Source organism: Aestuariibaculum scopimerae, from assembly GCF_059428085.1.
Map to the genome: position 1 here is coordinate 3,503,810 of NZ_CM182089.1, position 12,979 is coordinate 3,516,788.

The following is a 12,979-nucleotide window of genomic DNA, read 5'->3' on the forward strand; positions in this document are numbered from 1 at the left end:
AAATTAAACCAGTATTAACAAATACAATGAAGCATAAAATTTATAAGTTAATATTTCTACTGTTTAGTGTATTAGTAGTCACAAATTGTAAAGACCAATCTTCTAAAAAAATAGTAAATAAAGAACCTAATACAGCATTAATATCTCTTGATGGTAATTGGGATTTTGCAATAGATTCAATAGCAACAGGCTTAAAAGAGAATTGGAAAAATGGTATTCCAGCAAAATCATCTTATGAAGTAAAAGTGCCTCATACTTGGAATATTGAAGAAGGTACCGAAGACTATGCAGGATTAGCATGGTATCAAAAAGAAATTAAATTGCCTATAGATTGGAAGGGTAAAAATGTGAGAATTAAATTTGAAGCTGTTTATCATGATGCTGTGGTTTATGTAAATGGAGAAAAAGTTGGAGAAAACTTAAATGCAGGATACACCCCTTTTATAATTGATATAACAAATTTTGTGTCGTTTGAAAAAGCAAATACAGTTGTAGTATCTGTTAACAATGAATTTTCAGAAAATAACTTGCCATACGACACTTCTTTTGATTGGTCGAACGACGGTGGAATTATTCGTTCGGTTTCACTTGAATCTACAGGAAAACCATCTTTTAAATATGTGCATATCAATCCAGAAATAAATTTACAAGACAGTTCAGGAATTATAAAAATAGCTGTCAAGTTTTGGGAAAAGGATATAGGCAACGTAGCTCTAAGCTTTATTATTAAAGATAAAGAAACAGGAGAAAGCATTAAATTTCTTGAACAAGAATTACAAGCGATAGATGGCGAGTGCTCATTAAATATTCCATTAGGAAAAATAAAACCATGGCATTTTGATGCGCCTAATTTATATGAGCTTAAAAGTGTTATTACCACCGAAGAAGGTGTATCCGATAAAGAAGTTTCTGTTTTCGGTTTTAAAGACGTGGAAATTATAGGTGAACAATTTTTTCTAAACGGAGAACCAGTTAGGTTACCAGGATTAGAGTATATGCCAGGGAGTAATCCTAAATACGGTATAGCTGAACCACGTAGTTATATGGATTCCATTGTTCGTAGCATGAAAGACTTAAATGTATGTGTTACTCGTTTTCATTGGCAGCAAGATGATTATATGCTAAGTCTCCTGGATAAGTATGGTATTTTGGTCCAAGAAGAATTGCCTTGGTGGCAAAACCCTAAAAGGTTAACGCCCGAACTTGTTAATACGGCACACAAACAATTGACAGATATGATAGAAACACATTATAATCATGCAAGCATTTTTTCATGGGGTATTAGCAACGAAATAAATGGAGATACAGATAAAAGCGCCTATATAGAACTTCGTGATTTTGTAAAAGCAAAGGATTCAACAAGGTTTGTAACCATTATTTCTAATCGTATTTGGCAAAAGCAAAAAGATGATGAATCTTTACTTTGCGATATTCCTACTTGGAATGAATATATTGGTACATGGCATGGAAAAGATCGAAATGAATTGCCAAATAAATTTGATGTAGTTAAAAATGCCATTGGAAAAAGACCATTACTTATAACAGAAAACGGCTTGTGTGAACCAGCAAATTCTGGAGGCGATACGCGTAGAATTGATGATATGCTTTTTCATATAAAAGAATGGAGCAGCCATCCTTATGTTATGGGTTATATTTATTTTTGTTTGAATGATTATCGTACTCAAATGGGGGAAGAAGGTTTTGGTAAATTTAAAATTAGAAGACACGGTATTACAGATGTTGCCTTAAACCCAAAGCCATCTTACTATGTTTTAAAACAATTAGCGTCTCCAATAGATATAACTAAAGTAGAACGAGTAAACAGTTCAACAGCGAAAATAGAAATCAAAGTCAAAAATAATATTCCTGCTTATACACTTAGAGGTTATAAATTACAATATCAAACAAACGAAAATAAGTTGGTTGAAATAAATTTACCCACTTTAAATGCGGAAGATAATTTTACCACAGATTTGAAACAAATAAATCCAAAGTTTGCTTTTCAAATTATAAGACCAGGTGGGTTTGTAGTAATTGAATATTGATAAAACTGAATTTATGAAAACGAAAATTACTTAGATGTTCAGATTATTATGTATCATATTTGTTTTTTTAATTTCTTGTAAACCAAAGCAAAAAATAGCGGTAGAGAATGTTCAGATAGCCTTTATAGCCGATGCTCATTTTGCTGATATTTATGGTGAATTTCAAGATAGTAGTTACAAAGGAATCCAAAATCCAGAAACTGGTGAATATGCAAATATCAGAACCATGCGTTCGCAATTGCAATCTACCCGAATTTTTAATGAAAACTACTTTGCTTTTTTAGAGGCATTGAATGATATTTCGAGAAGAGGAATAAAAACGGTAGTCCTTCCTGGTGATTTTAGTGATGATGGGCAACCTATTCATATTAGAGGATTAAGACAAATATTTAACGAATATTCCAATAAGTATGGAATGTCTTTTTTTGTTACAACAGGAAATCATGATGTGGTAAGACCTTTTTCTCAAGATGCTGGCAAAACCGATTTTTTGGGAAAAGGCGGTAAAGAACAAATCATTATAAGTTCAAGAGCTAAATTAACGGTCGGAGAAGACGAATTAGAGCCCATAATCACCTCGGATATCAAGAACTGGGGCTATAAAGAAATGACACAGGAAATGGCTGATTTCGGATTCTTTCCTCAAAAAAAATATGTGTATTGGGAAACTCCTTTTACCAATTATACTTATGAAGACTATACGCTTAATAAAGCCTTAAAAGAAGCGTCATTGGATAAAAGAACTTATGCTATCAAAAACACTAATCTGTTTCTTCCGGATGCGAGTTATTTGGTCGAACCGCTAAAAGGAATTTGGTTATTGGCTATCGATGCCAATGCTTACGTTCCTGTTGAAGAATTATCGGGAGATCTGGATAGTCCAAAAAATTTTTCGGGAGCAAGCATAGGTTATAATAATGTGCTTTTATATAAAAGCCATCTGGTTGATTGGGTGAAAAAAGTTTCGACTCAAGCCAAGGAAAAAGGGAAGCTATTAATTGCTTTTAGTCATTACCCTATGGTCGATTTTAATGATGATGCTTCAGCAGAAATGGAATCACTTTTTGGGGTCAATAAAATACAACTACAAAGAGTCCCAAATGAAGATGTCGCCAAAACATTTGCCGATGCAGGCATTCAAATTCATTTTGGTGGACACATGCATATTAATGATACAGGTGTGAGGACAACAGCACAAGACAATACCTTGTTTAATATTCAAACACCTTCGTTAGCCGCTTATATGCCTGCCTATAAAATACTTACTATTCATTCTTCTTCAGAAGTTGAGGTAGAAACAGTCGTTGTGGATTCTGTTGCTAAATTTGATAATCTTTTCCCCTTTTATGAAAAAGAATATGCCTATTTACAAGATTTGGAAAATTCAACTATTTGGAATAAAGACATACTTAAGTCTATAAATTATAAAGATTTTACAGCATGGCATTTAAAGGAATTGGTGCGACTTAGGTTTTTGCCAAACGATTTTCCTATTGAATTTTTAGAATCAATTGTTAAACTTTCGGGTAAAGATTTACTATTATTAAATAAAAATGTTTCAGAAATTGAGACGCAATTATTAGCTAATAATTTAACGATTCAAGATTTTGAATTGTGGACAGGCTATGATATGATTTTTGATTATTACAGATTGAGGAGTGCCGATGAACTAGCCTTTCAGGAGATTGGGACTAAAAGATTAAAACAATACCAAATGGTTTGCGGGCAGCTTGAAAAATCAAATAATGAAAATTTTGTTTTATGGTCTAAAATATTTTATAAAGCAACAAAAGGTCAACCTTCGAAGCATTTTAAAATAAACTTAAAGACAAACCTAATAGAACGTATAGCATCTTAATAAATATGAAGTATAATTATTTTAAATTAGCAAATCACACAGTACAATTCATTTTATGAACAAACATGCATTCATTTTGCTTTTTTTCTTAATTAATTTTTGTGTTTCCAATTCGCAGAACATAAAATTTGAGCATTATAATGATGATAATGGGCTTTCCCATAATTCGATAAGACATATTGTGCAAGACAAGCAAGGTTTTTTATGGTTAGGTACTTTTTCCGGACTCAATCGTTTTGATGGGTATCATTTTGCAAATTATTTAAGCTCTACTCAAGAAGAAAATAGCATATATAGTAATGATATAACGGCTTTGGAGTTGGACGAAAAATCCAATAATCTTTGGATTGGCACAAGAGTAGGGCTAACGTTATTAAAACTGGATACTCAAGAGTTTACCACTTTTTTGCCAGAAAAAAATAATCCAAACAGTTTGCCTGATGAAGAAATTCGTTCTGTTTATGTAGATAAATTTAATAGAATTTGGGTAGGCACTAAAAGCGCAGGTGTTTATTTGTTTTATAAAGAAGAAAATAAATTTGTAAAGATTGATCTCCCAGGATTTAATTATGTCAAGGAAATTTATGAAGACAGTAAAGGGAATATTTGGATAGGGAGTTATGATACTGCTTCGGTTGCAAAGATTTCTTTAGACAATACCGGGAATATTGTAGAATTAAGAACCTATACATTATCAATTCCAAATTCAAATAATATAAATCCCTATTTAAATTTTATATATGAAGATTTCAAGTCGGATATTTTTGTAGGTACTAGAGAAGGTCTTTATAAGCTGGATAAAGCTTCTAATACTTTTATAAATATATATGTTAAAGACGATTTGCTTAGAGAAAAAATAGGTCCTTATTTCGTATCAATAGCACGTGCTCCTGATGGTAAATTCTGGATTGGGACTTTAGGAGGGCTTTTAGTATGTGACCAATTGGAAGATATTGAAAAGGGTGAGTTTCAATGGTACTATTCCATATTAACAGATAATACATCTTTAGTAGATAACTTGATTTCTGTTCTTTATTTTGACGCTTCAGGGGTTTTGTGGATTGGTACGGAAGACGGATTGGATAAGTATGACCCTTATGAAAACCAATTTAATATAAATAATGATATTGCTTTCTATACTGGCGACCAAATTCCTAGGGTTAGAGGGTTTGCTAAAACGTATGATGAAAAAATCATTGTAGCCACTTGGCATAATGGGCTTTTTATTTCTAAAGGAAAGACTTTCTTTCCCTTACATAATGCTAAGATGGATATTTCGTGTATTTATTCTGAAGATGGTAACACCTTTTATTGCGGTTTATGGAATGGGGACATATTAGTTTACGATTACATAAAAAACACATCAAAAGTCGTTGATCCAGGTTTTGCCAATGCATCTGTTTCTACATTTTTAAAATACAATGACAATACCTTGCTTGTGGGATCTTTTGGTGAGGGTGTTGTTGTTTTAGATTCTAAAACGCTAATTCCAAAACGATCTAATGGGAGATTGTTGCCTAATTTTGAAATTAATACTATAAAAAAAGTTGATGATGATTTGTGGCTTGCAACTGAAGGAGGTTTGGTAAGACATCATTTTGTGACAAAAGCCACGAAATTATTTAAGTATGATCCGGAAAAGAAGAATGGACTGCCGCAAGACAATTTGAGTGATATTTTAATTGATTCAAATAAAAAAGTTTGGGCGGCAACACGAAATGGAATGGCTATTTATGTGCCAGAAAAGGATGAATTTGAGCTTATTTCTGAACCGAAGGAATTGCGTGGAAAATGGATTACGGATATGACTTTAGATACTAATGATAATTTATGGTTGAACATAAATAACAATAGTATCGCGAAATATAATCCAACGCTAAAAACAGCAAACGTTTATCATGTAATGAGCGGTAATAGATTAGATGTATTTAGTTCGAAAGGGTTCTATAATTTTAATAATTCACGGATTTATGTGGGTGGCAAATATGGGGTCATTTATTTTTCGCCAGATAATATAAAAGACAACACCTATTCGCCAAAACCAATGATTACCGAATTTAAAATACAGAATAGGGAAATATTTCCAGGCATGAATATTAATGGGCAAGTGCCGCTTTTGAAGAACTTTAATTATACTAAAAATGTAGAGCTAAACTATGCGAATCGTAATTTTTCATTACAGTTTTCAGCACCATCATTTACAAACGAAAGACTTAATAAATTTCAATACATGTTGGAGGAGTTTGATGAGAATTGGATAACGACCAACAGTAATTCCAGGACTGTGCAATACACAAACCTGTTTCCAGGCGATTATGTGTTTAAAGTAAGAGCAAGTAATAGCTACGGTTATTGGAGCGAGGTTGCTTCTTATCAAATAAAAATAATGCCCCCTTTTTGGTTAACGCCCCAAGCATTTATCTTATTCGTAGTTGTTTGCCTCTCTCTTTTCTATTTTATAAGAAGAGAAGTTAAAAACAGAATTAGATTAAAACAAGAATTACTTACAGAGAAAGTAAATAGAGAGCGCGATGTGAAATTAAATAATGAAAAACTTCGGTTTTTTACCAATATATCACATGAATTAAGAACCCCATTAACACTTATTCTAGGGCCTGCTAAACAGTTAATGGAAGAAGGAAAAGAAACTGCTACAGATTATCAAAAAAGCAGATTTAATCTTATTCATCAAAGCGCCAGTAGGTTGTTGACGTTAGTAAATCAAGTGCTGGATTTTAGAAAAGCACAAACGGGGGAATTAAAACTTAAAGTTTCAAAAACAGATATCGTAGGTTATTCCAGAAATATTTTTGAATCGTTTAAAGAACTGGCTTACAATAAGAAAATCCAGTTGAATTTTATTTCGGAAAATGAAAATATTGTGGGTTGGGTAGATAATGATAAGTATGACAAAATCCTTTATAACCTATTGTCAAATGCTTTAAAGTTTACAAATAAATATGGTAATGTAGACTTGTTTATTAGGTTAAAAAACGGCAGTGAAGATTCTTTAGTTATTGAAGTCATTGATGATGGCATAGGCATTCCATTAAAGAGCCAAGAAAAGATTTTCACGCGATTTTATCAAGCCAGTAATAGTAAGGAAAACAACACGGGTTCTGGTATAGGTTTATCGTTAGTAAAATCGCTGGTAGAACTTCATAAAGGAACTATAAAAGTAGAGAGTAAACCAAACAAAGGAAGTGTGTTTACAGTGGAGATTCCTATAGATCGTAACCTTTATAAAGACAAAGAAGTTTTTGAATATAATCTAAAAGATGGAAGTGAACCAATAATTCCAGTTTTGCCGGCTAAGAAAATAATTCAAAGTACAGAGTTAAAACAAAAAATATTAGTTATTGAAGACAATAATGAACTTAGAAAATATTTAGTTGACTATTTATCTGATTATTACAAGGTTTACGATGCAGAAAATGGCGACGAAGGGTTACGGATTTGCAGACAAATTAAACCTATTATTTGTGTTGCCGATATCATGATGCCAGTTATGAACGGACTTAATTTTTGTGAAGAATTAAAAAAAGACGAGTTTATAAGTCACATCCCTGTTGTTTTGTTAACAGCACTTTCTGAAAACGAAGATAAAGTAAAAGGGTATGGTATTGGAGCAGATGCCTATTTAGTAAAACCTTTTGATCCTTCACTTTTAAAAACAGTAATTGAGAACATTATTAAGACACGGTTGGAATTGAAAGCTAAATTTTCTGGTGAAGTGGAAAGCGAAGTAGGATTGCTGACCCATTCCCCAATTGATGAAGAGTTTATGAAAAAAGTCACGACTTTAATAGATGATAATTTAAGTGAATTAGACTTATCTACTTCATATTTATGTAATGAATTGGGAGTGAGTTCTTCAAAGCTATATCGAAAAATAAAAGAATTAACCGATTTGGCACCCAATGAGTTTATTAGAACCATGCGTTTAAAAAAATCGGCTCAACTTTTAAAAACAAAAAAATATAATGTTTCAGAAGTTACAAGTTTAGTTGGTTTTAATGATCCCTTATATTTTAGCAGATGTTTTAAAAAACAATTTGGTTTTCCACCTAGTAAGTTAATTAATTAGTGCTTTTTATTAAAACATAGACAGATTATAATAAATCCATGTTTTTGATGTATTCATCCATTTCCTTTAATCTTATAAATTTTATTTTCGAAATCAATAATAAGTCTTTTTAATCATTGAGCTTTTAGAATCACGATTTATAGTTTTGTTTATTATAAAGATTTCAAAATAAACTGGATAAAATGAATAAAAAATTACTAAGCCTTGCCATAGTGGTTGCTATAGCTTTTACAACCTCTGCACAAACAACAAATACAGCAACCATAGATGCTACAAGTGACAATAACAATATTATTAGCAAATACATATATAGTCAGTTTTCTGAACATTTAGGGAATTGTATTTATGATGGTATTTGGGTAGGGAAGGACTCTAAAATTCCAAACCAAGCAGGTATTAGAACGGATGTTGTGGAAGCTCTAAAAAAACTACATGTACCAGCATTGCGTTGGCCTGGTGGTTGTTTTGCTGATGAATACCACTGGAAGGATGGTATCGGTTTAACAAAAGACAGACCAAAAATGATAAATACCAATTGGGGTGTTGTAACAGAAGACAATAGTTTTGGAACCGACGAATTTATGGATTTGTGTCAAAAGCTAGATTGTGAAGCTTACATAAGCGGAAACTTAGGAAGCGGAACGGTTCAAGAAATGTCTCAGTGGGTTGAATACCTTAATTCAGATAACGTGAGCCCAATGACTGATCTGCGTAAACGGAACGGTCGAGAAAAATCATACGGTGTTAAATTTTGGGGTGTTGGTAATGAATCTTGGGGTTGTGGTGGAAAAATGAAAGCACAATACTATGCAGACAAAGCACTCCAATTTTCTACATTTCTTAAAAATTATGGTTCCAATAATTTAAAGCAAATTGCAGTTGGTCCAAATGCGACCGATTACAATTGGACCGATGTTTTGATGCGAGAAACAGGTACTCATTTTTGGGGAATATCACTTCATTATTACACAACTTTGAATGGTTCGGCCACAAATTTTAAAGAAAGTGAATGGTTTAAGGTGATGCAATCTACGCTTAAAATGGAGGAAATTATAGAAAAACATGCCGCGATTATGGATACGTATGATCCCTATAAAAAAGTAGGACTTGTGGTAGACGAGTGGGGGACTTGGTTTGACGTCGAGCCAAATACAAATCCTGGATTTTTATATCAGCAGAATTCATTACGTGATGCGTTAGTCGCAGGCGTCAACCTGAATATATTTAACAATCATAGCGATCGCGTTAAAATGACTTGTATTGCGCAAGTCGTTAATGTGCTTCAGTCCATGATACTTACCAAAGGAGAAAACATGGTGCTTACACCAACGTATTATGTTTTTGATATGTTTAAAGTTCACCAAGATGCTTATTTGGTGCCGTCAGAATTGAGTTGTGAAAATTATATGTATGAAGGTGCATCTGTTCCTGCACTTAATATGTCATCTTCAATCGATAATGATGGTAAAATGCATATTTCCATTTGTAATTTGCACGCCACCAAAAACGAAAAATTAGTATGCAATTTAAAAGGATTCGATCCGCTAGGCATAACAGGTAAAATTATAACAGCCAATAAGCTGAATGCCTACAATAGCTTTGATGATCCTATTCAAATTAGTGATAAATTATTCTCAGATTTCAGTTTTAAAAAGAATCAGTTAACTATAAATATACCACCACATTCAGTAATAACACTGGAGGTAGATGGTAACTTAAATTTAGATAACGAATCCGTTAAACTTAAAAAGCCAGTAAAAGGCATTAAGTACAAACTTTATGATGGTGATTGGGAAGTGCTTCCCGATTATAAAAATTTACAACCTATAAAAACGGGCTTGGTAAACAATATTGTATTTCCTGAAGATATTCCTGGAAGTAATTTTCTATTGATTTATGATGGTTTTATTAAAATTGAAAAGGATGGATTATATAACTTTTCATTAGCCTCAGATGATGGTGCTAAACTGTTTATAAATAATAATATGGTCATTAATAATGATGGTCGCCATGGGACAGTAGAACGTGAAGGAATCAAATATTTAGGAAAAGGATTTTATCCTTTCAGGTTAGAATATTTTCAAGCAGGTGGAGGTAAAGTTCTAGAATTAAATAAGCTTGTAAAAGTGAACAATAGTTATGAGCCCGTGAAATTTAAAGATGAAGACTTTTGGCATGAGAAGTAGATTGTAAGCTGTTTTTAAGGGTAATTAATTGAATTGTATGGTTTTAATTTAAATTTTATCCATGTTTTTGATGGAATTATCCATTGTAATATTTATTTCAATTTATAATTTGGTCTTCTAACTTTTTAATGTAATTCTTATGAAAAAACCAATAGATACAGACAATCCATTACATAATTTAGATGCGTGGGAAGATGATTTACTAAAGAGATATCCGGATCCATCTGTTAAGAAAAAGGAAAAGGAGGAATTTAGAAATTATGTAGATTCTGATAGACAGGAAACAGTCAAGGAGTTTTATAGAATAAATCACACCTATCAAACCTATGATTTTGTTTGTAGTAAGGAGGAAGAATTTTTGAAGTTTAACAAAAAGGAAATGTCCATTTGGGAGGCCGTAGAATTTTTAAACACGTTGGTAGATGACAGTGACCCAGATATCGATTTAGATCAAACACAACACCTATTACAAACTTCTGAAGCCATTAGAGCCGATGGACATCCAGATTGGTTTGTACTTACTGGTTTTTTACATGATCTTGGAAAAGTTTTATGTTTGTTTGGTGAGCCACAATGGGCCGTTGTTGGTGATACATTTCCTGTTGGCTGTGCATATTCAGATAAGATAGTGTACCCAGAATTTTTTAAAGATAATCCTGATTATAACGACGAACGCTTCAATACTAAGTTTGGTGTTTATTCAGAAAATTGCGGACTTGATGAAGTGAAAATGAGTTGGGGGCATGATGAATATCTATATCAAATAATGAAAGATTACTTACCTGAACCAGCTTTATATATGATTAGATTTCATTCTTTTTATTCACAGCATAGAGATAATGCTTATGCACATTTAATGAATGATAAAGATGTTGAAATGTTTGAGTGGGTAAAAAAGTTTAATCCTTACGATTTATACACAAAGGCTCCTGTAAAACCAGACGCCAAGGCATTGCTTCCTTATTATAAAGAATTGGTAGCGAAATATTTGCCAGAGAAACTAAAGTTTTAAAATAAGAGGGCTGTCTTCTAAAAAGTCAACCTTAGTGTCAGTTTGAGCGTAGTCGAAAACCTTGTTAGTCAGACTACCAACGTATTTCGACTGTCCTCAATGTTGCAATTACTTATAAATGGACTTTTCAGATAACCTCTTTTTAGAATGCAAATATGATTCCTATAAACCCAGGAATCTAAATCAACTAACCAAAAAACGAACTAACTAAGCATGTATACTGTTATTACTTTTGTAGCCTTTACGGCATTTGTCGCCTTTTATTCTTGGTTTAAACTAAGAAAAGAAAAACTAAACTCACAAGATGGTTATTTTCTTGGAGGTAGAAGTTTAACGGGCGTAGTCATTGCAGGATCCATGTTACTTACTAATATTTCAACAGAACACCTCATAGGAATGAACGGATCATCCTATAAAAACGGATTTATTATTATAGCTTGGGAAGTAACATCTGCACTAGCCTTAGTAGCGGCCGCTATTTATTTTATCCCAAAATATCTAAAAATGGGACTTACTACAATTCCCCAGTATTTAGAAAAAAGATTTGATAATACCACCAGAACTTTAGTGGCATTATTTTTAATGATTTCGTTTATAGTAACTTTAATCCCCATAGTTCTTTATACGGGTGCCATAAATATTGAAAGTATCTTTAATATTTCAGAAGTTTTAAATGTTTCAAAAGAAGAAGGGTTATGGATTACGGTCGTATCCATAGGTGTTTTAGGCTCTGTTTATGCCATTTTTGGGGGTTTAAAAGCGGTGGCCATATCAGATACTATTAATGGCTATGGCCTTTTAATAGGAGGGCTTCTTATTCCTTTATTGGCTCTTATAAGTATTGGAGATGGCAATCCTCTGGAAGGTTTAAGTAAAGTATATAAGCATCGCCCAGAGAAATTTAATGTTATAGGAACTGAAGATTCGGTATTACCATTTAGTGTTCTTTTTACGGGATTGATTATTAATCAACTTTATTTCTGGAGTATGAATCAAACCATAATACAACGTGCGTTTGGTGCAAAAAATTTGGTTGAAGCTCAAAAAGGATTACTTTTTACGGGCGTTTTAAAAATATTGGTTCCCATTATTATCATTTTGCCTGGCGTTATTGGGTATTATTATTTTGGTGATGCTTTATATGATAATCAAGATATGATTTATCCAGAACTAATCAAGAAAGTGTTGCCCATTGGGTTGGTTGGTGTTTTTGCTGCCATTATACTAGGAGCTGTTTTAAGTACCTTTAATAGTGTTTTGAATAGTGCGGCAACCATATTTAGTATCGATATTTATAAAAGGCATTTGGATGAAAATATCAGCGACAAAAAATTAGTTCGAGTCGGAAAGCTAATCTCTACCATTCTAGCCGTTTTTGGAATATTAGCAGCGCCTATGGTTGCTAATGCTCCAGATGGTTTATATCAATTATTACAACAATTAAACGGGATCTTTTTTATACCAATAGCCTCTATTATGTTAGCAGGGTTTTTTCTTAAAAAAGTCTCAGCTATGGGAGCAAAAGCATCACTTTTTGTAGGACTCTTATTTTATGTTTTAACAACGTTTGTTTTTAAAGTTGATATTCACTTTGTGCATCTATGGGGTATTGAGTTTTTATTGAATTTAGCCGTCATGTTTATCGTGTCTTATTATTATCCTGCTAATTCTGATTTTCAACAGGAAGATTTACACATAGTAGATATGAAAGCATGGAAGCATACCAAAACCATGTCTATTTTACTTTGCTTTGTTACCTTACTTATATACGTGCTATTGGGTAAAAATTAG

Annotated in this window: 6 protein-coding genes; all 6 read left to right on the forward strand. The window is 32.6% G+C overall.

Annotated elements, in window-relative coordinates:
• Positions 1-26: 26 nt before the first annotated feature.
• Complete coding sequence (locus tag AC5SR4_RS15120) at positions 27-2,045, forward strand: glycoside hydrolase family 2 protein (protein ID WP_495357114.1); 2,019 nt, start codon at positions 27-29, stop codon at positions 2,043-2,045.
• Between the two features lie 34 nt (positions 2,046-2,079).
• A complete protein-coding gene (locus AC5SR4_RS15125; protein WP_495357115.1) occupies positions 2,080-3,903 on the forward strand; it encodes a metallophosphoesterase in 1,824 nt (607 codons plus the stop codon).
• 55 nt (positions 3,904-3,958) lie between these two features.
• On the forward strand, positions 3,959-7,990 hold the full coding sequence (locus AC5SR4_RS15130; protein WP_495357116.1) for a hybrid sensor histidine kinase/response regulator transcription factor: 4,032 nt from the start codon (positions 3,959-3,961) through the stop codon (positions 7,988-7,990).
• Between the two features lie 182 nt (positions 7,991-8,172).
• Positions 8,173-10,176: an alpha-L-arabinofuranosidase C-terminal domain-containing protein gene (locus tag AC5SR4_RS15135; RefSeq protein ID WP_495357117.1), complete on the forward strand. Its 2,004-nt coding sequence runs from the start codon at positions 8,173-8,175 to the stop codon at positions 10,174-10,176.
• A 139-nt stretch (positions 10,177-10,315) separates the two neighbouring features.
• Positions 10,316-11,188 carry an inositol oxygenase family protein gene (locus tag AC5SR4_RS15140; RefSeq protein WP_495357118.1) on the forward strand — a complete coding sequence of 291 codons (873 nt, stop codon included), beginning with the start codon at positions 10,316-10,318 and terminating at the stop codon, positions 11,186-11,188.
• Between the two features lie 213 nt (positions 11,189-11,401).
• Complete coding sequence (locus tag AC5SR4_RS15145) at positions 11,402-12,979, forward strand: solute:sodium symporter family transporter (protein WP_495357119.1); 1,578 nt, start codon at positions 11,402-11,404, stop codon at positions 12,977-12,979.